Here is a 22,787-nt window from a genome sequence, read left to right as displayed (position 1 = left end):
GGCGCAGAAACGAAAAAGATGTTTAAGGGTTGGTTGGTATTGATGGCGATGGGGCGTAAGGCGACATTTATGTCGTTTCTACCTCCGCTATCGCTGGCAAGCCAGCTCCTACACAGGAGCTTTTGTTGTGCGTTTGGGCGCGGGCTTGCGCTTGGCCGGCTTGCGTTTGTTTTTCCACGGCGTGGCACCGCGCCCGGCAGGGCTGGCCGGGCCGCTGATGGTCAGGCTCAGGCCGGCGCAGCGACTGACTTGCTTGCTCATCCAGGCAGCCTGTTTGGTGACGAACTCGTCCAGGCTCATTTCCCCGCTTTGCACCATGTCCAAGGCCTGCTCCCAGATGGCTGTGGTGCCCGGGTCGGCAATGGCGCGCGGGACGGCATCGATCAAGCTGAAAGCGGCCGGGGTCGCCGCCAGCGCCTTGCCGTTCTTGATCAGGTAGCCACGGTCGAGCAGGCCCTGGATGATCGAGGCGCGGGTCGCTTCGGTGCCGATGCCGGTGGTGTCCTTGAGCTTCTGCTTGAGCAAGGGATCTTCCACCAGCTTGGCGACGTTCTTCATGGCCTTGATCAGGTCACCCTCGGTGAACGGTTTGGGCGGTTGGGTCCAGAGGTCCTTGAGTAACACGTCGGCCACCGCGCAATCGAGCCCTTCCCTGAGGCTGGGCAGGGTTTGCGGGGCAGGTACCTCGCGGCCCTTGGCCGGCGCAAGGGCTTCGGGCAGGGCGCGTTTCCAGCCCGGTTCGACGATTTGCTTGCCAACGGCACGCAAGGCCTCGCCGGCGCAGTCGAAGTCGGCCTGGGTGCGATCGAATTCGTGATTGGGCAGGAACTGCGCCAGGTAACGGGCGCGGATCAGGGTGTAGACCGCGCGCTGCTTGCCCACCAGGCGATCGAGGTTCTTCGCCGCGGCGGTGGGGATGATGCCGTGGTGCGCGCTGACCTTGGCATCGTTCCAGGCCCGTGAACGGCGCTGGGGTTCCAGGTAGTCTTGCAAGGCGTCCAGTGTCGGGTCGGCCTGGCGCAGTGCTGCCAGGATGCCCGGTGCTTCGCTGTGCTGGCTGAGGGGCAGGTAACCGCAGTCGCTGCGCGGGTAGGTGATGACCTTGTGGGTTTCGTAGAGCGCCTGGGCGATGTCGAGGGTTTCCTGGGCACCGAGCCCAAGCTTTTTCGAGCAGACCTCCTGCAAGGTGCCGAGATCGAAGGGCAGCGGCGCCACTTCGCGCATGCGCTCGGTGCGCAGCTTGATGACCCTGGCGCTGTCGGCCGCGCGCATGGCCGCCGCTGCCCGTTGCGCCAGTGCCTGGTTGAGGCAGCGGTCCTGGTCGTCGCAGACGTCGGACGCCGCCCGCCATTGCGCGGTGAAGGTGCTGCCGTCGTGCAGCAACTGCACCTCGACAGCCCAGTAGGGCACGGGCACGAAGTCGGCGATGCTGCGATCGCGGTCTACCACCAGGCGCAGGGTCGGCGTCTGCACCCGGCCGACCGGCAACACGCCATGGTACCCCGACTGGCGTCCCAGCAAGGTGAACAGCCGGCTCATGTTCATGCCGATCAGCCAGTCGGCCCGAGAGCGCCCCAGCGCCGAATGATAGAGGCTGAAGGTCTGCGCACCGGGCCGGAGCGCGGCCAGGGCCTTGCGGATCGAGGCATCGTCCAGCGCCGATAGCCACAAGCGCTGGATTGGTCCGCGATAGCGGCAATGTTCCACCAGTTCCCGGGCGATCATCTCGCCCTCGCGGTCGGCGTCCGTGGCAATCACCAGCTCGGACGCTTCGCCGAGCAGGCGCTTGACCGCCTTGTATTGACTGGCGGTGCGCGGCTTGACGGTCATTTTCCACTTGTCGGGAATAATCGGCAGGTCGGCCAGTACCCAGCGCTTGTAGCGCGCGTCATAGGCATCCGGTGGCGCGGTCTCCAGCAGGTGGCCGATGCACCAGGTCACCGTGACGTCCGTTCCCAGCCAGCAGCCATCACCGCGCCGCCGCGCGCCAAGCACGGCCGCAATGTCTTTGGCCTGGGAAGGTTTTTCACAGAGGTACAGCCGCATAACCACCATCGTCGATCAGTGTCCGGGAGGAGCACAGGATGGCGGGAGTCGCGCGCGAGAGCAATCATTATCTGTATGGATGTACAGCAAAAACGTTGCATCTGTTTGCCCGACCCGGTGAATCCGTTCGGCTGCGCAGCCGTCGCAGGCCGGCTACTTGGGTTATACCTGATAAACCGAGGTTTCCGGGGCGTCGTGCAGCCCTGCAGTTACAGGTCCATCACCGTCATGAGGTGCGTATTCCATGAAAAGCTCCGGCCCCAGCCCCGTCATCACCATCGCCGAGCAGCCCGGCTGCCTGTTGGTGAAATTTCACGGATTCCAGGTGGCAGCGACGTCTCGTGCGCTGGTGTTGCTGGAAGCCAATTACCCGCCGGTGTACTACGTGCCGCGCGAGGACATCGACGAGAAGTATTACGCCCGTACCGATCACACCAGCTATTGCCCGTACAAGGGCGATGCCAGTTATTTCAGCTTGCAGGTACCGGGACACGAAGGCGCTAATGCGGCGTGGAGCTATGAAAAACCCAAGGTGTCAGTGAGGCAGATCCAGGAGTATGTGGCGTACTATCCGGATCAGGTGACGTTTGAGTTGATTGATATTGACGAGTGAGATCGTCGGCATGCCGGAGAAGGCGGTCTTGAACCTTTCGCTCGTTTTTCGGGCCTCATCGCTGGCAAGCCAGCGCCTACAGTGGATCAGGTGCGGCCGTGGGAGCTGGGTTGGCTATCAGTCCGCCTTCGCCGGCAGTGGGTAACTACAGGCGAAGGCTCATTGGGTAAACGTCAGTTTTTATCCAGGTCGACGTTACGCGTCTCACGCAGGCACAGCAGCCCCACCACCAGGCTCACCCCGGTAATCACCACCGGGTACCACAGTCCGTAGAAAATATCCCCGGTATAGACCACCAGGGCAAATGACACCGTCGGCAGGAACCCACCGAACCAGCCGTTGCCGATGTGGTAGGGCAGGGACATCGAGGTGTAGCGGATGCGGGTCGGGAACAGTTCGACCATCAGCGCCGCCAGCGGGCCGTAGCACATGGCGGAGATGATGATCAGCGCGACGATCAATGCCACGATCATCGGCTTGTTGATCTGCTGCATATCGGCCTGTTGCGGGTAACCCGCCAGGGTCACCGCGCCACGCAGGGCCGCTTCGTCGAAGCCGTCGATCTTCATGTCACCGACGCTGACCTGCACACCACTGCCGGCCGGGGCCGCTTCGCTCTGGTAAGGCAGGCCCTGCTTGACCAGGAAGGTCTTGACCTTGTCGCAGGGGCTGTCGAATTTCGCCTTGCCCACCGGGTCGAACTGGAAGGTGCAGGTAGCCGGGTCGGCCAGCACGGTGATCGGGGCCTGGCGGCTGGCCTGGTCGATGGCCGGGTTGGCGTAGTGGGCCAACGTCTTGAAGATCGGGAAGTACAGCGCCGTGGCGAGCAGCAGGCCGAGCATCAGCACCGGTTTGCGCCCGACCTTGTCCGACAGCCAGCCGAAGAAAATGAAGAAGGGGGCGCCGATGGTCACACTGACGATCAGCAGGCCGTTGGCCACTGCGGGGTCCATTTTCAGGAACTGGGTGAGGAAGAACAGCACATAGAACTGCGCCGCGTAGAAGGTCACCGCTTGCCCGGCATTGATGCTGAACAGGGCGATCAGGACCACCTTGAGGTTGTCCCATTTACCGAAGGAGTCGCGGATCGGCGACTTGCAGAGTTTGCCTTCCTCTTTCATTTTCACGAACGCAGGCGACTCGTGCAGGCTCAATCGAATCCAGGTCGAGATGCCCAGCAGGACGATCGAAAACAGGAACGGAATGCGCCAGCCCCAGACTTCGAACTGATCGCCGGTGAAGTACCGGCAACCGAGTACCACCAGCAGCGACAGCAACAGGCCGAGGGTGGCGGTGGACTGGATCCAGCTGGTGTGGAAACCGCGTTTGCCGATGGGGGCGTGCTCCGCCACGTAAGTCGCGGCGCCGCCGTATTCACCCCCCAGCGCCAGGCCCTGGAGCATGCGCAGCACCACGAGGATGATCGGCGCGGCAATGCCGATGCTCGCGTAATTGGGTAGCAAACCGACACAGAAGGTGGCCAGGCCCATGAGCACGATGGTGGCGAGGAAGGTGTATTTGCGCCCGATCATGTCCCCCAACCGGCCGAACACCAGGGCGCCGAACGGCCGGACGATGAAGCCGGCAGCAAACGCCATCAGGGCGAAGATGAACGCCGTGGTGTCGTTGACCCCGGCGAAGAACTGCTTGCTGATCACCGCCGCGAGGGCGCCATAGAGGAAAAAGTCATACCACTCGAAGACCGTCCCGAGCGACGAGGCGAAGATGACTTTCTGGGTTTCCTGGCTGGTGCCCGCGCTGCGCACGGCTTCCAGGGGTTGAACGTGTTCTGACATATCGGTATCCCTCACAGTGATTGTTTTTGTTGTTCCACTGTCGGCGCTTTCCTTGTGGGCTGGCGCCGCTACTGTCGTTGTGTCGGATGTACGCATTTCCTGTGGGAGCGAGTCTGCTCGCGAAGGGCCTTGGAACGCCGCGTGGTGTCATGTTTCCAGCGTTATCGTTGGCGACCATCGCGAGCAGGCTCGCTCCTGCAGTGTCCGTGCTGGGGTCACGGATGTGTGACCAGTTCCATTGTCTCGGTGATGCTCCGTGTGGCGGGGTTGAGGATCATGTGTGCAGCCTTCTCCGCGATCATCAGCGTAGGCGAGCAGGTGTTGCCCGAAGTGATGCGCGGCATGATCGAGGCGTCGGCGATACGCAGGCCGGGGATGCCGTGCACGCGCAGTTCGGCATCGACCACCGCGTCCGCGTCGTTGCCCATCCGGCAGGTGCCGACGGGATGGAAGATGGTGGTACCGATCCGCGCGGCGGCTTCGTGCAGCTGTTCCTCGCTCTGCAGGCTGTCGCCGGGCAGATACTCAACCGGCTTGAACGCCTTCAGGGCGGGTGCGGCAACGATTCGCCGGGTCAGGCGAATGGCATCGGCGGCCACCCGCAAGTCCTCGGGATGGCTGAGGTAGTTGGGCTGGATCAAGGGCGCTTGCTGCGGGTTGGCGGACTGGATTTCCACCCGGCCACGGCTTTGCGGACGCAAGTCGCAGACCGAGGCGGTAAACGCCGGGAAGGCATGCAGCGGTTCACCGAACCGCTCCAGCGACAACGGTTGCACGTGGTACTCCAGGTTGGCTGAAGTCTGCTCCGGCCCCGAGCGGGCGAATGCCCCCAATTGACTCGGTGCCATGGACAGGGGGCCGCTGCGGTCATACAGGTAGCGCAAGCCCATGCCCATCTTGCCCCACAGGCTGCCGGCCATCTGGTTCAGGGTGCGGGCGTTTTCCAGTTTGTAGATCAGGCGCAGTTGCAGGTGATCTTGCAGGTTGCCGCCGACCCCTGGCAGTTCATGCACGACGCCGATGCCCAGGCGCTGCAGCAGCGGGCGGGGGCCGATGCCGGAACGCTGGAGGATGCTCGGTGAACCGACGGACCCGGCGCACAGGACGATTTCCTTGCGCGCCTTGAAGGTCCTGGCCTGACCTTGCCAACGGGCGCTGACCGCCCAGGCGCGAGCGTTTTCCAGGAGCACCCGGTCGACTTCGACGCCGGTCAGCACCGTCAGGTTGGGGCGCTGGCGTATCGGCTTGAGGAACGCCTTGGCTGCATTCCAGCGCACGCCTGCCTTCTGGTTGACCTGGAAGTAGCCACAACCTTCGTTATCGCCCTGGTTGAAGTCGTCGATGCTGGCGATGCCGCTCTGCTCGGCGGCGCTGCGGAAGGCATCGAGAATCGGCCAGGACAGGCGCTGGCGTTCCACTCGCCAGTCGCCGCTGGCGCCGTGGAAGGTTGATTCGCCGGCATAATGATTTTCGCTCTTCTTGAACAACGGCAGCACGTCGTGCCAGCGCCAGCCGGGGTTGCCGTCGGCCGCCCAGCCGTCGTAATCGCCAGCCTGGCCGCGCATGTAGATCATGCCGTTGATCGACGAGCAGCCGCCCAGGACCTTGCCGCGCGGGTAACTCAGGGTGCGGCCCTGCAGGCCGGGTTGCGCCTCGGTCTTGAAGCACCAGTCGGTGCGCGGGTTGCCGATGCAGAACAGGTAGCCCACCGGGATGTGAATCCACGCGTAATTGTCGCGACCGCCGGCTTCGAGCAGCAGCACCCGGTGCTGCGGGTTGGCCGACAGGCGATTGGCCAGCAAACAACCGGCGGGACCTGCCCCAACCACGATGTAGTCGAATTCATCAAGGGAAGCTTGCATCCCTGACCTCGCTTGTTGTTCTTGTTGGGATCCATCCTAGTTGTTAGCTTTCGTTTAAAGAATGTTAGTTTTTACCCAGCTGCTGTGCGTTTTTAAACAACGCTGACCTAAGGATGGATGATGTTCGACTGGAATGACCTGCGCTTCTTTCTCGAGCTCCAGCGTAGCGGGCGTTTGCTCACTGCCGCGCGCCGCTTGAACACCACCCATGCCACCGTGGCGCGGCACATCGAGGCCATTGAAAAGAGCCTTGGCAGCGCATTGTTCGTGCAGCATGCCCAGGGATACGAGCTGACCCCGGCCGGTGAAGCATTGCTCAAGCACGCCGAGGCCATGGAGAACGTCGCGCTGCTGGCGCAGGAAGAAATCACCCAATCCACGGCGCCGCTGGGAAAGATCCGGGTGGGGGTGACGGAAGGGCTGGGCATCATGTTTCTCGCCAGCCGCATGAACGGTCTGTTCGAGCGTTACCCGGGGCTGGAAGTCGAGTTGGTGGCGGTGCCGCGTTTCGTCAGCATCCTCAACCGCGAGGCGGAAATCAGCATCCACCTGGAACGCCCGGCCGCCGACATGCTGGTCACGCGCAAGCTGGCCGACTATCGCTTGGCGCTTTACGCCAGCCAGGACTATCTCGACCGTTCGCCAGCGCTGCGCAATCGCGAAGACCTGGGGCGGCACGCCTGGATCGGCTACGTCGACGACTTGCTGTTCAGCCAGGAACTGATGTTCCTCAACAGCTTCTGCCGCAACCCGCAGGTGGTCTTCCACAGCACCAGCGTCATCGCCCAGCAACAGGCCGCACGCGCGGGCCTGGGCATCGCCGTGCTGCCGTGCTACATGGCCAGCGACGATCCCGCCCTGGTGCCGTTGCTCCCGCAGGAGAGCATCCTGCGCAGCTACTGGATCAGCACCCGCCGCGAGCTGCACAAGTCGGTGCGGCTGCGGGTGATGTGGGATTACGTGGTGGAGTTGTGTGAGCGGGAGCAGGAATTGTTGCTGGGGCCCAATCCTCTTCCCGGGGGGTGAAAATCCTGTGAGTGAGCCTGCCCATCTCTCTCGCTATACCCGGTCCTCTGTAGGAGCTGGCTTGCCAGCGATGGGGCCCGAAAGATCAACGCAATGTTCAAGGCCGCCTTCGCTGGCAAGCCAGCTCCTACAGTGGATCGCGTGTGGGCGCGAGAGAGATGGGCAGGCTGGCAGGCCGCCTTCACTGGCAAGCCAGCTCCTACAGTGGATCGCGTGTGGGTGCGAGAGAGATGGGCAGGCTGGCAGGCCGCCTTCGCTGGCAAGCCAGCTCCTACAGTGGATCGCGTGTGGGCGCGAGAGAGATGGGCAGGCTGGCAGGCCGCCTTCGCTGGCAAGCCAGCTCCACAGTGGATCGCGTGTGGGCGGAGAGAGATGGGCAGGCTGGCAGGCCGCCTTCGCTGGCAAGCCAGCTCCTGCAGTGGATCGCGTGTGGGCGCGAGAGAGATGGGCAGGCTGGCAGGCCGCCTTCGCTGGCAAGCCAGCTCCTACAGTGGATCGCGTGTGGGCGCGAGAGAGATGGGTAGGCTGGCAGGCCGCCTTCGCTGGCAAGCCAGCTCCTACAGTTGAACGGGCCAGCCGTGAGAGCGATGGCGCCCGGAAGACCAACGCAATGTTCAGTCGCGCATCTCAACCCAGGATTTCGAAGGCGGTGCTCGCCAGCCGCTCCCCGTTCACCAGCACATGCACCGCGTGCTTGCCCGCGTAATGCCGGCGAGTGGTGAGTTCCTTGATGTGCTGGCCACGGGCGATGGATTGTGTCGCGTTGCCCGGCAGCGTCAGGGCCTTGAGCTTGAAGACCTTGGCCGAAGTGCTGCCGTTGGCCTTGACGTAATCGATTGCGTAGTCGATCACCAGGCGCTGGCTGTTGTGGGCCGTGGATTTGACCGCGAAGGACAGGGTGATTTTTTCGCCTAGGCCAATCACCGGCGGATTGACCTGCACATCGATGATCTGCACTTCAGGCTTGGCCCCCGCGCCGATGATCGCCAGGGCTCGCAAATTGCCCTGTTTGATCAGGCTGCGCAACGCATGCCTGGCGATCCACGCAGTGTGTGGGTTGTCCAGCGACCAGCCCTCGATCAGGTCCAGCACCCACTCGGGATGGTCCTTGGTGATGTCGTTGAGGTGGTTGGCCACGGACTTGCGCACGTAAAGGCTGGGGTCGGCCTTGAGGTTGTCGAGGATTGCCGCCGCCAGGCGCGGGTCGGCCTGGATCTGCTCCAGGCGAAACGACCACGGCAGGCGCGGTCGGCTACCTTCGCTGGCGAGGCGCCGGACATGCTCGTTGGCGTCCAGTGACCAGTCATGCATCAGTTTCAGCGAGCGCTGCATATCGGCACGCAGGAAATGGCGGATGGCGAACTCCGAAGAACCGAACGCGGTGAAGTACTTGAGCGCCTCCATCGACAGTTCGAAGCGGTCGGCGCCATAGGTCGCCACGTAATGCGGCAGGCACATGCTGACAAAGCCACTGTTGAGGCGAGGGGCGAGTTCGCGCAATAGCGCAAGGGACGCTTCATACCCCGCTGGCAATACCGCGTGCAGGCATTCGCTGACGCGAGCCAGACGCTGCATCACCGACAACTCGGCCAGACCGTTGTTGGCCAGTTTCAGGAAACCCTTGGCATTGAAGCCGGGATACACCGCCGTCATCTCGGCGGCGATGTGCCGCAGGCGTTCGGCGTTGAAGATTTCCTTGAGCGCGGGGGATGTGTCGCCAGCCATGGTGTACTCCGTGTGGTTGTGGTTTATCGCAAAGCGGCCAGGTTCACCTCAACCGTTCCTGGCCTGCTCTTCCAACTGGTCCGACTCAAACAACCGTGCCAGTTCCGCCCGCGCTTCCTGGGCCGTCTGCTTGACCTTCACTGCGTCGTCGTAGATCGCATGCTGGGCTTCGAGCACCTGTTCGTCGTGATGCTTGAAACGTTTGATCCGTGCATCGGCCTGCTCAGGGGTCAGTCCGAGTCCGATCAAGGTCTGGCGGCTCATTTCCAGGCTGGAGTAGAAGGTTTCGCGCACCGCGTGGGCGCCCAGGTCCACCAGCCGGTGCACATGCTGGCGGTTGCGCGCGCGGGCAATGATCTTGATGTGCGGATAGAGCTTGTGGACCAGCTCGGCCGTCTTGATGTTGGTGTCCGGGTCGTCGGTGGCGATGATGAAGAATTCGGCATTCCCGACCTTGGCCGCGCTGAGGATTTCCGGGCGCATCGGGTCGCCGTAGTACACCGGCACGCCGCCGAAGCTGCGCGACAGTTCGATGGTTTCCACCGAGGTGTCGAGGGCCACGAACTTGATGTTCTGCGCCCGCAGGATGCGCGCGACGATCTGCCCCATACGGCCCATGCCGGCGATCACCACACGGGGTTCGTCGGCATCGATTTCGCGAAACTGCTCCGGCACCGCCACCGGTTGCACCTTCGGGCTGACCAGTCGGGCGCATAGCAGCAGCAACAATGGCGTCAGTGCCATCGACAGGGTGATCGCCAACACCAGCAGGTCGTACAGGCGCGGATCGAACAAGCCATGGTCACGGCCGATCTTGAACACCACAAAGGCAAACTCACCACCAGCCGCCAGCACGATGCCCAGGCGAATGGCGCTGATCTTGTTCAAGCCGCCGGCGACTTTACCCACGATAAACAGCAACGGCAGCTTGACGGCGATCAGCAGCACGGTCAGCCCCAGCACCACGATGGGTTCGCGCAGGAGCAGGCTGAGGTTGGCACCCATGCCGACGCTCATGAAAAACAGCCCCAGCAGCAGGCCCTTGAAGGGTTCGATCTGCGCTTCGAGTTCGTGCCGATATTCGGAGTCCGCCAGCAGCAGGCCGGCAAGGAAGGCGCCGAGGGCCATGGAAATACCAGCCAGGTCCATCAGCCAGGCGGTGCCCATCACCACCAGCAACGCGGTCGCGGTGGACACCTCCGGCAAGCCGCTCTTGGCCACCACGCGGAACACCGGGCGCAGCAGGTAGCGGCCGCCGACCACCACGATGGCGATGCTGATCAGCACGCGCAGGCCCTGGTTCACATCGTCGGCAGCGCTGACGCTTTCAGCGCTGCCCGCCAGCAACGGCACCATGGCAATCAGCGGTATCGCTGCGATGTCCTGGAACAGCAGGATTGCGAACGCCAGGCGCCCGTGGGGGCTGGTCAGTTCCTTGCGCTCGGCCAGGCTCTGCAGGCCGAATGCGGTGGACGACAGGGCCAGCCCCAGGCCCAGCACGATAGAGGTGTTGACGGGTTGCCCGAAGACATACAGGGCCAACGCCCCCAGCAGCGCTCCAGTCAGCAGCACCTGCGCCAGCCCGACGCCGAACACCGCCTTGCGCATCACCCACAACCGGCGTGGCGACAATTCCAGGCCGATGATGAACAGCAGCAACACCACGCCGAGTTCCGAGATGTGCGCGACGCTTTCCGGATTGCCGATCAGGCCCAGCCCCGAGGGGCCGATGATCACTCCGGCAAACAGATAACCCAGCACCGCGCCCAGCTGCAGACGCTTGGCCAGGGGAACGGTGAGTACGGCCGCGAGCAGAAAAACGACTGCGGCTTGTAACAGACTGCCTTCATGGGGCATTAGAAAACTCCATCAACTCGGTACGGCGGGTCGACAAGGATAAAGGCTGGTCTTGGGTCAACGCTATCGCGCGATAGAGATTATGGGCGGGCAATGCCACGCCGCTACAACAATTCGCCCAGGTCCCAGAGCCGCACCAGCTCAGCGGGCGCCTGGTCTTCCGGCACCTTCAACACCATCTGGTCGTCGTGTTCGCCTTCGTGGTAGTGCAACTCGATCTGGTAAAAACGCTGGTCGCCTCCACCTGCGACCGAACTGGCCAGCGGCAGGCAACCTTCAAGCAAGCCATAGATGCGCGAGCGTTGATCGATGCTGCACTGAGCGAAATCGATCTCCCGGGGGCGAGTCATGGCCTGGATCGCGGCAAAACCGCCCTGGCGCGAAACGCACACGACTGCGCGCTCATCCAGCGTTGGCAAGGTTTTCATGGTTCCTCCTGCATCGCATCGACACCCACTTCAGACCAGCCCTGCTGCACCGCCCGGGCTTCCTTGGCCGTGAAGCGCCGCCATGCATGCTCCAGGGTGAGTTTTGCAAAGGCACTGAATGACGTCTCGCGGTCCAAGCGCTTGTCGCACAGCGCGTCGTACCAGATGAGCCCGGCCTTTTCCCAGGCAAAGCCGCCCAAGGTCTTGGCTGCCAGGTAAAACGCCCGGTTGGGAATGCCTGAATTGATGTGCACACCGCCATTGTCCTCCTGGGTGATGACGAACTTGCGCATGTGATCCGGTTGCGGGTCCTTGCCCAGTAGCGGGTCGTCATAGGCGGTGCCCGGGTGGGCCATCGAGCGCAGGCCGATGCCCTTGATGCGCGGTGTCAGCAAATCCGCACCGATCAGCCAGTCCGCCTGGTCGGCGGTCTGCTCCAGCAGATACTGCTTGGTCAGCACGCCAAACACGTCCGACAGTGATTCATTCAACGCCCCGGACTGGTCGGCATAGACCAGGCCCGCTTCGCTCTCGACCACGCCGTGGGTCAGTTCGTGCGCGACCACGTCGAGGGAGCGGGTGAAGCGCTCGAATATCTCGCCATCGCCGTCGCCGAAGACCATTTGCGCGCCGTTCCAGAAGGCGTTTTCGTAGTCCTGGCCATAATGCACGCTGCCGACCAGGGCGAAGCCTTTGTTGTCGATGGAGTCGCGACCCAACACCTTCCAGAAGAAATCGTAGCTGGCTCCCAGCGCATCATAGGCTTCATCGACCGCCGGATCGCCGCTCGCTGCCTGCCCTTCGAGGCGCACCGGCATGCCGGGCAAGAGCATTTTGCCCTGGGCATCATGCACGCTGCGCTGGGCCTGGCCGGCTTTGCCGGAAGGCGGCAGGATTGCGGCGGCAGCAGGGCGCTCCGGTGGGCCAGGCGGGTGCCGCAGGGTGCGCACGTGGGCCAGCGTGCTCATGGCGCTGTGACGCTGGCGTTCGGAGCCGTGCGCGACGATACGATGCAGGATGTACGGCGGAATAAAACTGCGCAGGTCGTTCATCAGAGCATCCTTTCTGAGTGCGAAGTCGATACTTGTTCTGAGCGGCACAGGGGCCTTTCGGTTCCGACGGTTGCCATCGACGGCGGATTCTGCGAAAACCTGCGTCCGCGCCCGCAAGTCAGGGCACTGTAGATGAGTTAAGAACATGAACGACGAACTGCAAATCATTGATCTTGAGCCGGGTGACGGCAAGGCCGCCGTCAAGGGCGCGCTGATCACCACCCAGTACCGTGGCTGGCTGGAAGACGGTAGCGAATTCGACTCTTCCTACAGTCGAGGCAAGCCGTTCCAGTGCGTGATCGGCACCGGTCGGGTGATCAAGGGCTGGGACCAGGGCATTTTGGGCATGCAGGTGGGTGGCAAGCGCAAGCTGCTGGTGCCGGCGCACCTGGCCTATGGCGAGCGCACGATGGGCAAGATCACGCCGAATTCGAACCTGATCTTTGAGATCGAGTTGCTGGAAGTGCTGACGCGGGATGATTGATGCGGCAAAAAAAACGCCGCCTTCGAAGTCGAGGGCGGCGTTTTCATGGCAGGGGACGTCAGGTCAGACCTTGACGATCCAGCCTGCTGGCGCTTCGACGTCGCCGGTTTGCACGCCGGTCAGCTCTTTGTAGAGCTTCTGGGTGATCGGGCCGACTTCGGTTTCGCTGTGGAACACGTGCAAGTGGTCGTTGTAGCTGATACCGCCGATCGGCGTGATCACGGCCGCCGTGCCGCAAGCGCCGGCTTCCTTGAAGTCCGACAGCTTGTCGATGAACACGTCACCTTCGATCACTTCCAGGCCCAGGCGCGACTTGGCCAGCTCGATCAGCGACAGGCGGGTGATGCCCGGCAGCACCGACGGCGAGTTCGGGGTCACGAACTTGTTGTCGTGGGTGATCCCGAAGAAGTTGGCCGAACCGACTTCCTCGATCTTGGTGTGGGTCATCGGATCCAGGTAGATGGCGTCGGCGAAGTGGGCTTTCTTGGCCTGGGAGCCCGGCATCAGGCTGGCGGCGTAGTTGCCGCCGACCTTGGCTGCGCCGGTGCCTTGTGGGGCGGCGCGGTCGTAGCTGGAGATCAGGAAGTTGTGCGGGGTGAGGCCGCCCTTGAAGTAGGCGCCGACCGGGATGCAGAAGATCGAGAAGATGAACTCGGGTGCGGTGCGCACGCCGATGTTGTCACCTACGCCAATCACGAACGGACGCAGGTACAGCGCGCCGCCAGTGCCGTACGGCGGGATGAAGCGCTCGTTGGCGCGGACCACTTCCTTGCACGCTTCGATGAACTGCTCGGTAGAGACCTGTGGCATCAGCAGGCGCGCGCAGCTGCGCTGCATGCGGGCGGCGTTCTGGTCCGGGCGGAACAGGTTGATCGAACCGTCCTTGCAACGATAGGCCTTCAGGCCTTCGAAGCATTGCTGGCCATAGTGAAGGGCCGTGGAGCCTTCGCTGATGTGCAGCACATTGTCTTCTGTCAGGGTGCCCTTGTCCCACTCGCCATCGCGAAAGTGCGACAGATAGCGCTTGTCGGTCTTGATGTAGTCAAAACCCAGCTTGTCCCAATTGATGCTTTCGTTACCCATGACACCCTCTATCACTTAACAACCGCCGAAACGGTTCAATGTTTCTGACGTTTTCTGGATGGGACAACAATACTTCATTCCGGACCGATTTCGCAGCCCGGATTACATTCCTTGTAGGCGCTGGCTTGCCAGCGATCGATGCGACTCGGTGTGCCAGATCCATCGCCTTCGCCAGCAAGCCGGCTCCTACAGGTTCGGTGTACGCTTTGAATCACAGGTGCAACGCGTGCCCCAGGGCCCGCAACGCCGCTTCCTGAACGGCTTCGCCCAAGGTCGGATGCGCATGGATGGTGCCGCCGATGTCTTCCAATCGCGCGCCCATTTCCAGGCTTTGCGCGAACGCCGTGGACAATTCGGAGACACCGACACCCACCGCCTGCCAGCCGACAATTACATGATTGTCCCGACGAGCGACCACGCGCACGAAACCGCTTCTGGATTCCAGCGTCATCGCCCGGCCATTGGCCGCGAACGGGAAGCTCGACACGATGCAATCCAGGCCAGCGGCCTTGGCTTCGTCCGGGGTCTTGCCGACCACCACCAGTTCCGGGTCGGTGAAGCACACGGCGGCAATGGCGGTGGGGTTGAACTCGCGGTGCTTGCCGCTGATCAGCTCGGCCACCATCTCGCCTTGGGCCATGGCCCGGTGGGCGAGCATCGGTTCGCCACTGAGGTCGCCGATGGCATACACGTTGCGCATGCTGGTCTGGCAGCGGTCGTCGACCTTGATCGATGCGCCGTTCATGTCCAGGTTCAGCGCTTCGAGGTTCCAGCCCTGGGTGTTGGGTTTGCGACCGACGGCTACCAGCACCTGGTCGGTTTCCAGGTTCAGGGTGTCGCCATTCGGATCCAGAACTTGCAAAGTATTGGCTTGTGAATCAAAGCCTTGCACGCTGTGCTTCAAGTAAAGCTTCATGCCGAGCTTTTTCAGTTCATCGTGCACCGGCTGGGTCAATTCAGCGTCATAGGCCGGCAGGATGCGCTCCTGGGCTTCGACCACGCTGACGTCGGCACCGAGCTTGCGATAGGCAATGCCCAGTTCCAGGCCGATGTAGCCGCCCCCCACCACGACCAGGCGTTTGGGCACGGACGTCGGCGCCAGGGCTTCGGTGGAGGAGATGATCGGCCCGCCAATGGGCAGCATCGGCAAGTTGACGCTTTTCGACCCGGTGGCCAGCACCAGGTGCTCGCACTGGATGCGCGTGTCACCGACGTCGACGGTCTTGCCGTCGACGACCTTGGCCCAGCCCTGGATGACCTGGACCTTGTGCTTTTTCAGCAGGGCCGCGACGCCGGTGGTCAGGCGGTCGACGATGCCGTCCTTCCATTCCACGCTTTTGCCGATATCCAGCGTTGGCGCCGAAACGCTGATGCCCAGGGCCGAATGCTGGCTGTGATTGTGCGTCTGGTGGAACTGTTCCGCGACGTGAATCAGCGCCTTGGACGGAATGCAGCCGATGTTCAGGCAGGTACCGCCCAGGGATTGGCCTTCCACCAGGAGGGTCGGGATGCCCAACTGGCCGGCACGGATCGCCGTCACATAACCGCCAGGACCGCCGCCGATGATCAGCAGTGTGGTGTTCAGAGTTTGCATCGTGCTCTCCAACAAATATCAGTCCACAAACAAGGTGGCGGGTTGTTCCAGCAGGCCACGCACGGCCTGGATGAATTGCGCCGCGTCCATGCCGTCGACCACCCGGTGATCGAAGGAACTGGAGAGGTTCATCATCTTGCGGATCACGATCTGCCCTTTGACTACCATCGGCCGTTCGACGATCTTGTTCACGCCGACGATCGCCACTTCCGGCAGGTTCAGCACCGGGGTGCTGACGATGCCACCCAATGCGCCAAGGCTGGTCAGGGTGATGGACGATCCGGACAGTTCGTCGCGGCTGGCCTTGCCGTTACGGGCGGCGGTGGCCAAGCGGGAGATTTCCTGGGCGTTGTCCCACAGGCTGCGGGCTTCGGCGTGACGTACCACCGGTACCATCAGGCCGATATCGGCCTGGGTGGCGATGCCGACATGCACCGCGCCGAGGCGGGTGATGACCTGGGCTTCGTCGTCGTAGCGCGCGTTGATCTGCGGGAAATCACGCAGGGCGACGACCAGGGCGCGGACCAGGAACGGCAGCAAGGTCAGCTTGCCGCGGGTGGCACCGTGCTTTTCGTTGAGGTGTGCGCGCAGTTCTTCCACGGCCGTGACGTCGATTTCCTCGACATAACTGAAGTGAGCGGCACGCTGGGTGGCGTCCTGCATGCGCTGGGCGATCTTGCGGCGCATGCCGATCACAGGGATCTGTTCTTCGTCGTTGCGCTGGCTGTAAGCGCTGCTGACGGTCGACGCATTCGACTGACCCTGGGCCAGGTAGGCCTCGAGGTCTTCGTGCAGCACTCGGCCGGCAGGGCCGGTGCCACGGACCAGGCGCAACTGGATACCGAGGTCCAGCGCGTGCTTGCGCACGGCAGGAGAGGCCAGGGGACGCTCATTGGCTTCGCGGGCGACCATCGGGCCCTGGCACACGGCGGCTTTTGGCGCTGCGGCAACGACTGGCTTGCTTTGCACCACGCTTTCGACTTTCGGCGCTGCAACTGGCGCTTCTTTGGCCGGTGCCGGTTGCGCCGACTCCTTAACGTTTCCCGCGCCTTCGACTTCAATGCTGATCAGCACACTGCCGACCGCCATCACTTCACCTGGCTGGCCGCCCAGGGCGATTACCTTGCCATGGACCGGTGACGGAATATCCACCATCGCCTTGTCGGTCATGACATCGGCCAGCACCTGATCCTCGACGACCATGTCGCCGACCTTGACGTGCCATACCGACAATTCTACTTCTGCAATGCCTTCGCCAATGTCCGGCATTTTAATGACGTGCGTGCCCATTCAGACCTCCATGACCCGTTTCAAAGCCGCGCCCACACGGGACGGGCCAGGGAAATACGCCCACTCTTGCGCGTGCGGGTACGGGGTGTCCCAGCCGGTGACGCGTTCGATTGGCGCTTCCAGGTGGTGGAAGCAATGCTCTTGCACCAGCGCCGTCAGTTCGGCACCGAAGCCGCAAGTGCGGGTGGCTTCGTGAACGATCACGCAGCGGCCGGTTTTCTTCACCGATCTGGTGATGGTTTCCAGATCCAGCGGCCACAGGCTGCGCAGGTCGATGACTTCGGCATCGACACCGCTTTCTTCAGCGGCCACTTGCGACACATAAACGGTGGTGCCGTAGGTCAGCACCGTGACGTCCTTGCCCGGACGGGCGATAGCGGCAACGTCCAGCGGTACCGTGTAGTAACCGTCCGGAACCTGTGCGGCGGGGTGTTTCGACCACGGGGTCACCGGGCGGTCGTGGTGGCCGTCGAACGGGCCGTTGTACAGGCGCTTCGGCTCCAGGAAGATCACCGGGTCATCGTTTTCGATGGAGGCGATCAGCAAACCCTTGGCGTCGTAGGGGTTGGACGGCATGACGGTGCGCAGACCGCATACCTGGGTGAAGAGTGCCTCGATGCTCTGGCTGTGGGTCTGGCCGCCGTAGATGCCGCCACCGCAGGGCATGCGCAGGGTCAGCGGCGCGGTGAATTCGCCGGCCGAGCGATAACGCAGGCGTGCGGCTTCGGAGATGATCTGATCGTAGGCCGGGTACACGTAGTCGGCGAACTGGATCTCCACCACCGGGCGCAGGCCGTAGGCGCCCATGCCCACGGCGGTGCCGACGATGCCGCTTTCGGAGATCGGCGCGTCGAATACGCGGGAGGTGCCGTACTTGGCCTGCAGGCCTTCGGTGCAGCGGAACACACCGCCGAAATAGCCCACGTCCTGGCCGAACACCACGACGTTGTCGTCACGTTCAAGCATCACATCCATGGCCGAGCGCAGGGCCTGGATCATGGTCATGGTGGTCGTGGTCATGGCGGTTTCCAGCTCGATATTGTTGTTGTGATCGTTCATGTCAGATCCCCAACTCTTGACGCTGGCGCTTCAAATGCTCCGGCATCTCTTTGTAGACGTCTTCGAACATGGTCGCGGCGCTTGGAATCTGGCCGCCGGCAAGGGTGCCGTACTGTTCGGCTTCTTTCTGTGCGGCGATCACTTCGGCTTCCAGTTCGGCGCTGACGGCTGCATGTTCTTCCTCGGACCAGTGGCCAACCTTGATCAGGTGCTGCTTGAGGCGCGCGATCGGGTCGCCCAACGGGAAGTGGCTCCAGTCGTCGGCGGGACGGTATTTCGATGGATCGTCCGAGGTGGAGTGCGGGCCGGCGCGGTAGGTGACCCATTCGATCATGGTCGGGCCGAGGTTGCGGCGCGCACGTTCGGCGGCCCAGGCGGAAGCGGCGTAGACCGCGTAGAAATCGTTGCCGTCGACCCGCAGCGAGGCGATGCCGCAACCGACGCCACGACCGGCGAAGGTGGTGGCCTCACCACCGGCGATGGCCTGGAAGGTGGAGATCGCCCACTGGTTGTTGACCACGTTGAGGATCACCGGTGCGCGGTACACGTGGGCGAAGGTCAGGGCGGTGTGGAAGTCCGATTCAGCGGTCGCGCCGTCGCCGATCCAGGCCGAGGCAATCTTGGTGTCGCCCTTGATGGCCGAGGCCATGGCCCAGCCCACAGCCTGGACGAACTGGGTGGCGAGGTTGCCGGAAATGGTGAAGAAACCGGCGTCTTTCACCGAATACATGATCGGCAGCTGACGGCCTTTGAGCGGATCGCGCTCGTTGGACAGCAGTTGGCAGATCAGGTCTACCAGCGGCACGTCGCGGGCCATGAGGATGCTTTGCTGACGGTAGGTCGGGAAGCACATGTCGTCGATGTTCAGGGCCAGGGCCTGGGCGCTGCCGATGGCTTCCTCGCCAAGGCTCTGCATGTAGAACGACATTTTCTTCTGGCGCTGGGCAACCACCATGCGGTTGTCGTAGATCCGCGTCTTGAGCATGGCACGCATGCCTTTACGCAGGATCTCGACCGGCACGCCTTCGGCCCACGGACCCAGGGCATTGCCCTGGTCGTCAAGCACACGAATCAGGCCACGGGCCAAGTCAGCCGTGTCAGCCGGTTCAACGTCAACAGGGGGTTTGCGCACCGTGCCGGCATCGGTCAGGTGCAGGTAGGAGAAGTCGGTTTTGCAGCCGGGGCGGCCCGAGGGTTCGGGAACGTGCAGGCGCAGCGGTTCGTACGCTTGGTTCATGGCTTCTACGCTCGATCTTGTGAATTTCTTGTAGTGAGCTGACAGATTTCGTTCTGTAGAAGAAATCTTGTCCTACAACAATCATAGGCCCGGCCCAGAAGAATATTTCTCTCTGTTTCATTGCGCTCAAGATCATTTGCAGATAAAAAATCTACATAAACATAAAAAACAGGTGTTTTTGTCTCATGCGCAAACTGGACCGTACCGATATCGGCATTCTCAACAGCCTTCAGGAGAACGCCCGCATCACCAACGCCGACCTGGCACGCTCGGTCAACCTCTCGCCGACGCCGTGTTTCAACCGGGTCAAGGCGATGGAGGAGCTGGGGCTGATTCGTGAGCAGGTAACCTTGCTGGACGCCGATTTGCTGGGGCTGCACGTCAACGTGTTCATCCACGTCAGCCTCGAGAAACAGGTGGAGGAGGCGTTGCAGCATTTCGAAGAGGCCATCTCCGATCGGCCCGAGGTGATGGAGTGCTACCTGATGGCCGGCGATCCGGATTACCTGATTCGCGTACTGGTGCCGACCATTCAGTCGCTGGAGCGCTTCATGATGGACTTCCTGACCAAGGTGCCTGGGGTGGCGAATATCCGCTCGAGCTTTGCGCTCAAGCAGGTGCGCTACAAGACGGCGCTGCCGTTGCCGGCCAATGGCTTGACCCTGGGTACCTGATCGTTCACCCGTGCAGCGTGGCAATGCCGCCGGGGATGCTCCGCGTTCCGCTTTGGATGTGACGCAGAGCGTCACGGGATGCATTCCCACGCGGAGCGTGGGAACGATCAATATCTCACAGCTTGTTAATGGGGATTTTCAGGTAGGTCACCCCATTGTCTTCCGCCGGCGGCAGATTCCCCGCTCGTACATTGACCTGGATCGCCGGCAGCAGCAGCGTCGGCATGCCCAGCCCGGCATCGCGGCGGGTGCGCATGGCGACGAAGGTGGTTTCGTCGATGCCGTCGCGCACGTGGATGTTGCTTTTTCGTTGCTCGCCGACGGTGGTCATGCACTGCGGTTCCCGGCCCTCGGGCGGGTAGTCGTGGCAGACGTAGAGGCGCACGCTGGCGGGGAAGGCCAGCAGCTTGTGGATCGAGGCGAACATCTGGTGCGCGTCGCCGCCGGGAAAGTCGCAGCGGGCGGTGCCGACGTCGGGCATGAACAGGGTATCGCCGACCAGGATCAGGTCGCTGCCGATCAGGTAAGCCATGTCCGCCGGGGTATGGCCTGGCACATGCAGGGCGGTGGCCTTGAGGTTGCCGATGCGGAAGGATTCGTTCGGGGCGAACAGGTGATCGAACTGTGAACCGTCGATGGAAAATTCCGGCTCAAGGTTGAACAGGGTCTTGAACACCCCCTGGACCTTGCAGATCGACTCGCCGATGGCGATCTTGCCGCCCAACTCCCGCCGCAGGTAGGGCGCGGCGGACAGGTGATCGGCGTGGGCGTGGGTTTCCAGCAGCCATTGCACCTGCAGGCGGTGCTCGCGCACGAACGCGATGATCCGGTCGGCCTGCAGGGTGCCGGTGCGTCCGGCAGCCGGGGTGTAGTCGAGCACCGGGTCGACGATCGCACACTGCCCACCGTCATTTTCGTAGATCACGTAACTGTAGGTGGACGAGGCGTCGTCGAAGAAGGCTTCAATCAGGGCTGGCATGGAGGTTGTTTCTTCAAGGGTAAGTCATGAGGGTAGTTTCATTTTCCCCGCGCTGACCAGCCCGCGACAATTCTGTTAACGAAAAAACCACGCGGGCTCTATCCTGTCATCAATCGATACCGGGCGTTCCCGGCCTTTGTCATGGATTACGAGCGTTCTATGTTGCTGGCGAGTTTTTTTGGTGTGGTCATGGGGTTGGTGCTCGGTTTGACCGGAGCCGGGGGCGGCATTCTAGCGGTGCCGGCGCTGGTGTTGGGACTGGGCTGGAGCATGACCACGGCGGCGCCAGTCGCCCTGTTCGCGGTGGGCAGCGCGGCGGCGGTCGGTGCCATCGATGGCTTGCGCCATGGCCTGGTGCGCTATCGCGCGGCACTGTTGATTGCCCTGCTGGGGGCGGTCTTTTCGCCGCTGGGCATCTACTTCGCCCATCAGTTGCCGGAAAAAGTCCTGATGATCCTGTTCAGCCTGCTGATGGTCATGGTGGCCGCGCGGATGTTGCGGCGCGAGCGCAAGGAGGAGGGGCCGAGCGACCATGGCCATGCCAACTGGGGCCAGAAAAACTGCATGCTCGACCAGCAGACCGGGCGCTTCTCCTGGACCGCCAAATGCACCGCGACCCTCGCGGCCCTCGGTGCGGTGACCGGTGTGGTCTCGGGGTTGCTGGGGGTAGGCGGGGGTTTTCTGATCGTGCCGGCCTTCAAGCAACTGACCGACGTGCAGATGCGCGGCATCATCGCCACGTCCCTGATGGTCATCAGTTTGATCTCGGCCATCGGCGTGATCGGCGCCTTGCATGCCGGGGTGCGCATCGACGGCCTGGGCGTGGCCTTCATCGTATCCAGCATCGTCGGCATGATCGTCGGTCGCAAGCTGTGCGCGCGGGTGCCGGCGCGGGCGTTGCAGCTGGGATTCGCCAGTATCTGCCTGATCGTCGCTGTCTACATGCTGTTCCGGGCGCGCCTCTGAAAAATTGTAGGAGCCGGCTTGCCGGCGAAGGCGCACTTCAGGACGCCTTCGTCGGAACGCCGCCCGCAGCAAGCCGGGCTCCTACAAGGGGCGGTACTGCAGTGTGAAGGCCAGTTCAGTGGATTGCCCCTGCTCCAGCAAACGCAACCCCGGCCGGCCGGGCAAGTGGTGCGCGTTGACCGGGTGGCTGACCGGTTCGATGCAGAAGAATGCCAGCCCTGGCGGACAATAAAGAAGATAATAATCGCTGCCGCTGGCCTGGCATTCCAGCTCGTAGCCGAGGTCGGGCTGCTGGATCAGGCAGTGGCCGTCCCAGTTGCAGAACGCGTTGTCGACCAGCGTCCGGGGCAGCGCCCCGGGCTGCTGGAAATCCCATTCGGCCGGTAACGCAGCCCGTTGCGTCGGCATTTTTTTCTCATCGCACATCCATACCTGTCGGGCCGTGGCCTGCAATCTCGTGTTGACACTGCGTGGCAGGTACGGGTGCAGCCCCAGGCCATGCCAGGCCGCATGTTCGGCCAGGTGGGTGACGCTCAATTCGATGCTCAGGCGGCCTTCGCTCAGATGGAATCGTTGACGGGCGCTGTAGGCAAAGGGCTCACTGCTATCGAGTTGCAGGAGCACTTCGTCAGCGGTTGAGCAAACCACCTGCCAGCGCTGCTGCCAGGCGCTGCCATGAATCGGAAACGGATCGGGGCTGTTGGGCGCCAGGGCCAGCCAGCCATCCGGACAGTCGAAACCCCGCTCGGCGATGCGGTTGGACCACGGGACCAAAGGGAAGCAGCCCAGTTTACCGGGAAGACCGGTATTCAAGGCCTGCTCATCGGCGTGGCGCAACAAGGGCTGGCCGGTGCTGCGCACGGTCCAGTTGACGATGCTGCCGCCCAGTTCGGGGGCGAGGGTGAGGCGGGTGAAGGCGTCTTCGAGTTCGAGCAGTGTGGGTTTCATGTTCACCAGCAATGGAAAGAGATGCACGGAATGCCCTCTGTAGGAGCCGGCGTTCCGGCGAAGGCGCC

19 protein-coding genes are annotated in these 22,787 nt (G+C 62.7%); 5 read left to right on the top strand and 14 right to left on the bottom strand.

Going from position 1 to position 22,787, the window contains the following annotated elements:
* Window positions 1–108: 108 nt before the first annotated feature.
* Window positions 109–2,046 (bottom strand): DNA topoisomerase III, encoded by a 1,938-nt coding sequence (locus tag NQL71_RS24125; protein WP_274643459.1) that lies wholly within the window; start codon window positions 2,044–2,046, stop codon window positions 109–111.
* Window positions 2,047–2,290: 244 nt separating this feature from the next.
* On the opposite strand from NQL71_RS24125, the gene NQL71_RS24120 reads away from it, so the two are divergent.
* The gene (locus NQL71_RS24120) at window positions 2,291–2,659 is read left to right on the top strand and encodes a DUF427 domain-containing protein (protein WP_046817389.1); all 369 of its coding nucleotides are present in this window, start codon (window positions 2,291–2,293) and stop codon (window positions 2,657–2,659) included.
* 173 nt (window positions 2,660–2,832) lie between these two features.
* On the opposite strand, the gene NQL71_RS24115 is transcribed toward NQL71_RS24120, so the two are convergent.
* Entirely contained in the window at window positions 2,833–4,455 is a 1,623-nt protein-coding gene (locus tag NQL71_RS24115) for an MFS transporter (RefSeq protein ID WP_274643458.1), read from the bottom strand.
* 215 nt (window positions 4,456–4,670) lie between these two features.
* Entirely contained in the window at window positions 4,671–6,317 is a 1,647-nt protein-coding gene (locus tag NQL71_RS24110) for a GMC family oxidoreductase (RefSeq protein ID WP_274643457.1), read from the bottom strand.
* Between the two features lie 120 nt (window positions 6,318–6,437).
* Between NQL71_RS24110 and NQL71_RS24105 the strand changes: the two genes are divergently transcribed.
* Window positions 6,438–7,343, top strand: coding sequence for a LysR family transcriptional regulator (locus tag NQL71_RS24105; protein WP_046817392.1), 906 nt, complete (start codon window positions 6,438–6,440; stop codon window positions 7,341–7,343).
* A 627-nt stretch (window positions 7,344–7,970) separates the two neighbouring features.
* On the opposite strand, the gene NQL71_RS24100 is transcribed toward NQL71_RS24105, so the two are convergent.
* The 4 genes from NQL71_RS24100 to NQL71_RS24085 all read right to left on the bottom strand — a co-directional run bounded on the left by NQL71_RS24100 (window position 7,971) and on the right by NQL71_RS24085 (window position 12,405).
* Window positions 7,971–9,068, bottom strand: coding sequence for a DNA alkylation repair protein (locus NQL71_RS24100; protein WP_166620421.1), 1,098 nt, complete (start codon window positions 9,066–9,068; stop codon window positions 7,971–7,973).
* A 48-nt stretch (window positions 9,069–9,116) separates the two neighbouring features.
* Window positions 9,117–10,925, bottom strand: coding sequence for a monovalent cation:proton antiporter-2 (CPA2) family protein (locus tag NQL71_RS24095; protein ID WP_077183848.1), 1,809 nt, complete (start codon window positions 10,923–10,925; stop codon window positions 9,117–9,119).
* Between the two features lie 104 nt (window positions 10,926–11,029).
* Window positions 11,030–11,353: a protealysin inhibitor emfourin gene (locus NQL71_RS24090; protein ID WP_077183846.1), complete on the bottom strand. Its 324-nt coding sequence runs from the start codon at window positions 11,351–11,353 to the stop codon at window positions 11,030–11,032.
* A complete protein-coding gene (locus tag NQL71_RS24085; RefSeq protein ID WP_274643456.1) occupies window positions 11,350–12,405 on the bottom strand; it encodes a M4 family metallopeptidase in 1,056 nt (351 codons plus the stop codon). The genes NQL71_RS24090 and NQL71_RS24085 overlap by 4 nt, the downstream gene beginning before the upstream one ends.
* Before the next feature lie 145 nt (window positions 12,406–12,550).
* Between NQL71_RS24085 and NQL71_RS24080 the strand changes: the two genes are divergently transcribed.
* On the top strand, window positions 12,551–12,889 hold the full coding sequence (locus tag NQL71_RS24080) for an FKBP-type peptidyl-prolyl cis-trans isomerase (RefSeq protein WP_077183842.1): 339 nt from the start codon (window positions 12,551–12,553) through the stop codon (window positions 12,887–12,889).
* Window positions 12,890–12,952: 63 nt separating this feature from the next.
* Here the strand turns inward: NQL71_RS24080 and NQL71_RS24075 are convergent, their stop codons facing one another.
* The 5 genes from NQL71_RS24075 to NQL71_RS24055 form a co-directional block, all read right to left on the bottom strand.
* Complete coding sequence (locus tag NQL71_RS24075) at window positions 12,953–13,972, bottom strand: branched-chain amino acid aminotransferase (RefSeq protein WP_046817398.1); 1,020 nt, start codon at window positions 13,970–13,972, stop codon at window positions 12,953–12,955.
* Between the two features lie 211 nt (window positions 13,973–14,183).
* Window positions 14,184–15,566 (bottom strand): dihydrolipoyl dehydrogenase, encoded by a 1,383-nt coding sequence (lpdA, locus tag NQL71_RS24070; RefSeq protein ID WP_046817399.1) that lies wholly within the window; start codon window positions 15,564–15,566, stop codon window positions 14,184–14,186.
* An 18-nt stretch (window positions 15,567–15,584) separates the two neighbouring features.
* On the bottom strand, window positions 15,585–16,856 hold the full coding sequence (locus NQL71_RS24065; protein ID WP_077183840.1) for a dihydrolipoamide acetyltransferase family protein: 1,272 nt from the start codon (window positions 16,854–16,856) through the stop codon (window positions 15,585–15,587).
* Window positions 16,857–17,915, bottom strand: a complete 1,059-nt coding sequence (locus tag NQL71_RS24060; protein ID WP_077183838.1) for an alpha-ketoacid dehydrogenase subunit beta — start codon at window positions 17,913–17,915, stop codon at window positions 16,857–16,859.
* 1 nt (window position 17,916) lies between these two features.
* The gene (locus NQL71_RS24055; protein ID WP_077183836.1) at window positions 17,917–19,152 is read right to left on the bottom strand and encodes a 3-methyl-2-oxobutanoate dehydrogenase (2-methylpropanoyl-transferring) subunit alpha; all 1,236 of its coding nucleotides are present in this window, start codon (window positions 19,150–19,152) and stop codon (window positions 17,917–17,919) included.
* 185 nt (window positions 19,153–19,337) lie between these two features.
* Here NQL71_RS24055 and bkdR point away from each other — a divergent pair, with 185 nt between their 5' ends.
* Complete coding sequence (gene bkdR, locus NQL71_RS24050) at window positions 19,338–19,826, top strand: Bkd operon transcriptional regulator BkdR (RefSeq protein ID WP_008059350.1); 489 nt, start codon at window positions 19,338–19,340, stop codon at window positions 19,824–19,826.
* 115 nt (window positions 19,827–19,941) lie between these two features.
* On the opposite strand, the gene NQL71_RS24045 is transcribed toward bkdR, so the two are convergent.
* Entirely contained in the window at window positions 19,942–20,805 is an 864-nt protein-coding gene (locus NQL71_RS24045; RefSeq protein WP_274643455.1) for an MBL fold metallo-hydrolase, read from the bottom strand.
* A 159-nt stretch (window positions 20,806–20,964) separates the two neighbouring features.
* Here NQL71_RS24045 and NQL71_RS24040 point away from each other — a divergent pair, with 159 nt between their 5' ends.
* Window positions 20,965–21,771: a sulfite exporter TauE/SafE family protein gene (locus NQL71_RS24040; RefSeq protein ID WP_046817404.1), complete on the top strand. Its 807-nt coding sequence runs from the start codon at window positions 20,965–20,967 to the stop codon at window positions 21,769–21,771.
* 81 nt (window positions 21,772–21,852) lie between these two features.
* On the opposite strand, the gene NQL71_RS24035 is transcribed toward NQL71_RS24040, so the two are convergent.
* Complete coding sequence (locus NQL71_RS24035; RefSeq protein WP_274643501.1) at window positions 21,853–22,719, bottom strand: aldose 1-epimerase; 867 nt, start codon at window positions 22,717–22,719, stop codon at window positions 21,853–21,855.
* Window positions 22,720–22,787 lie beyond the last annotated feature (68 nt).

Source organism: Pseudomonas serbica (genome assembly GCF_028823535.1).
Taxonomy (GTDB): Bacteria; Pseudomonadota; Gammaproteobacteria; order Pseudomonadales; family Pseudomonadaceae; genus Aquipseudomonas; species Aquipseudomonas serbica.
This window is presented reverse-complemented; position numbering and strand designations above follow the sequence as displayed.

What these genes read in the sequence shown, in the direction of transcription:
- NQL71_RS24120 (WP_046817389.1), top strand. Translation starts at nt 2,291, where the DNA reads ATGAAAAGCTCCGGCCCCAGCCCCGTCATCACCATCGCCGAGCAGCCC.
- NQL71_RS24060 (WP_077183838.1), bottom strand. Translation starts at nt 17,915, where the DNA reads ATGAACGATCACAACAACAATATCGAGCTGGAAACCGCCATGACCACG.
- NQL71_RS24080 (WP_077183842.1), top strand. Translation starts at nt 12,551, where the DNA reads ATGAACGACGAACTGCAAATCATTGATCTTGAGCCGGGTGACGGCAAG.
- NQL71_RS24035 (WP_274643501.1), bottom strand. Translation starts at nt 22,719, where the DNA reads ATGAAACCCACACTGCTCGAACTCGAAGACGCCTTCACCCGCCTCACC.
- NQL71_RS24065 (WP_077183840.1), bottom strand. Translation starts at nt 16,856, where the DNA reads ATGGGCACGCACGTCATTAAAATGCCGGACATTGGCGAAGGCATTGCA.
- NQL71_RS24090 (WP_077183846.1), bottom strand. Translation starts at nt 11,353, where the DNA reads ATGAAAACCTTGCCAACGCTGGATGAGCGCGCAGTCGTGTGCGTTTCG.
- NQL71_RS24040 (WP_046817404.1), top strand. Translation starts at nt 20,965, where the DNA reads ATGTTGCTGGCGAGTTTTTTTGGTGTGGTCATGGGGTTGGTGCTCGGT.
- bkdR (WP_008059350.1), top strand. Translation starts at nt 19,338, where the DNA reads ATGCGCAAACTGGACCGTACCGATATCGGCATTCTCAACAGCCTTCAG.
- NQL71_RS24105 (WP_046817392.1), top strand. Translation starts at nt 6,438, where the DNA reads ATGTTCGACTGGAATGACCTGCGCTTCTTTCTCGAGCTCCAGCGTAGC.
- NQL71_RS24075 (WP_046817398.1), bottom strand. Translation starts at nt 13,972, where the DNA reads ATGGGTAACGAAAGCATCAATTGGGACAAGCTGGGTTTTGACTACATC.
- NQL71_RS24115 (WP_274643458.1), bottom strand. Translation starts at nt 4,455, where the DNA reads ATGTCAGAACACGTTCAACCCCTGGAAGCCGTGCGCAGCGCGGGCACC.
- lpdA (WP_046817399.1), bottom strand. Translation starts at nt 15,566, where the DNA reads ATGCAAACTCTGAACACCACACTGCTGATCATCGGCGGCGGTCCTGGC.
- NQL71_RS24095 (WP_077183848.1), bottom strand. Translation starts at nt 10,925, where the DNA reads ATGCCCCATGAAGGCAGTCTGTTACAAGCCGCAGTCGTTTTTCTGCTC.
- NQL71_RS24100 (WP_166620421.1), bottom strand. Translation starts at nt 9,068, where the DNA reads ATGGCTGGCGACACATCCCCCGCGCTCAAGGAAATCTTCAACGCCGAA.
- NQL71_RS24085 (WP_274643456.1), bottom strand. Translation starts at nt 12,405, where the DNA reads ATGAACGACCTGCGCAGTTTTATTCCGCCGTACATCCTGCATCGTATC.
- NQL71_RS24110 (WP_274643457.1), bottom strand. Translation starts at nt 6,317, where the DNA reads ATGCAAGCTTCCCTTGATGAATTCGACTACATCGTGGTTGGGGCAGGT.
- NQL71_RS24045 (WP_274643455.1), bottom strand. Translation starts at nt 20,805, where the DNA reads ATGCCAGCCCTGATTGAAGCCTTCTTCGACGACGCCTCGTCCACCTAC.
- NQL71_RS24125 (WP_274643459.1), bottom strand. Translation starts at nt 2,046, where the DNA reads ATGCGGCTGTACCTCTGTGAAAAACCTTCCCAGGCCAAAGACATTGCG.
- NQL71_RS24055 (WP_077183836.1), bottom strand. Translation starts at nt 19,152, where the DNA reads ATGAACCAAGCGTACGAACCGCTGCGCCTGCACGTTCCCGAACCCTCG.